Origin of the sequence: Alsobacter ponti (assembly GCF_024294805.1) — a bacterium.
GTDB lineage: Bacteria > Pseudomonadota > Alphaproteobacteria > Rhizobiales > Beijerinckiaceae > Alsobacter > Alsobacter ponti.
The window spans coordinates 1-1,592 of sequence record NZ_JANCLU010000046.1 but is presented as its reverse complement, the minus strand read 5'-3'; the positions used below and the strand labels follow the sequence as shown (position 1 = coordinate 1,592).

Genomic DNA, 1,592 nt, shown 5'->3' with positions numbered 1-1,592 from the left:
GTCGGCGCGGGGGCGGGGTCGAGGCCGGCGAGCGCGCCGAGGCGCGGCGTCAGGTCCGAGAGCTCGGCCAGGATCCGGTCCACGCGTTGGGCGTCGATCGTTCGCTCAGGCGCGGCGGCGGTGCTTCGCGTCGGCGGAGCGGCCTCGGCGATCCGCGTCGGCGCGGCCGCCGGCGTGGCCGGGGGCCTGGGCGAGCGCTCGACGGCGAGCGGGGGAAGCGCGTCGACCGGGGGCGCGTCGGCGGCGAGCGCGGCCAGCACGGTTTCGCCGCGTTTGTCGTCGGCCGGGCTCGCCGGCGCGTCCTCGACCCGCGCCACCGGCGGCGGAGCGGGCAAGGCGGCGACCGCGAGCGGCGGAAGGGCGTCGACCGGCGGCGCATCGGCGGCGAGCGACGCCAGCACGCCCTCGCCCCGGGCCTCGTTCGCCTGCGTCTCGTTCGCTCGTGCCTCGTCCGCCCTTGCCTCGTCCGCCCGCGCTTGCTGCGTCGACGCCGGCGCGGCCTGCGGCACGGCGTCGTCGGCGCGGGCTTCCTGAATCGGAGTCGACGCCGGAGCGGCCTGAGGCTCGACGGCGGCGCGCGGCGGCTCGGCCGCCGGCGGCTGGGAATCAGAAGGCGCCGGCTCGGCGGCCAGCGCGACCTGCGCGGGCGGCTGCGTCACATCGTTGGCGGCCGGTCCGGGCGAGGCCTCGGCTGCCGCGACCGCCGCGTCGGGAACGGCCAGCAGGTCGGCGCCCTCGGCGGCGGCCAAGGGCTCGTCCTTGCTGGGCAGCGAGGCGATGATCTCTTCGTCCCGCCGGCGCTCGCGCGCGGCGGCGACGGCCTCCGACGGCGGCGGCGCGGCAGAGACGGCGAAGGAACTCGCCGGGGTGGGCCCGACGCCCGGCGACGCAGGCGCATGGTCGGCGGCCGGAGCGTCGGCGGCGGCAGCGACCGCGCTCTGACGGTCGGGAGCCGGCGACAGTCCCGGCGCGGGCGCGGACGTTTCGGGCGCAGGCGGCGACGCCGTCGCGACGGTCGCGGTGGCCGGGGCACTCACAGCGTCGGAGCGGGCGGCGTCGGACGCCGGGGTGGAGACGGAGGGCGCGGCCTCGGGCGCGCGCGACGCGACGACCGGTGCGGCCTCGGGGGCGCGCGTGGCGACGACCGGAGCGGCCTCGCGGGGTGCGGTCGTTGCGGCGGGGGCCTGAGCTTGAGTCTGAGCCGGAGCCTGAGCGACAGACGGCTCGGGCCGGGCCGCCGGCGCGGAGGTCGCCCCGGCGGAGCGGGCTTCGTTGGGCGTCGGCGCGGCCGGAGTGGCGGCCGACGGCCGGGCGAGGCTGGCCTCGGCGGCGGCGAGGTCGCGCGCCGTCGGCGCGAGCCGGGTCAGGTCCGGCTTGAACGCGCGGTCGCCTCCGGCGGACGGCGCGGCCCGCGTTGGCGCGGCCGGCGACGGCGCGGCCTGCGGTGGGGTGGCGCGCGGGGTCGCGGTCGGAGCGGAGGCGACGCGTGTCGGCGCGTTCGGCTCCGGCGCTCCACCCGGGCTCAGCGTGGCGTAGGCGACGCCGAGCCCCGCGAGCCCGAGGATCAGCGCCGAGGCCGCGATGCGGCCATA

1 pseudogene is annotated in these 1,592 nt (G+C 80.5%); it reads right to left on the bottom strand.

Annotation, left to right across the window (positions count from 1 at the left end):
• Positions 1 to 1,592: pseudogene (locus NK718_RS21800) on the bottom strand (hypothetical protein); the annotation flags it as partial.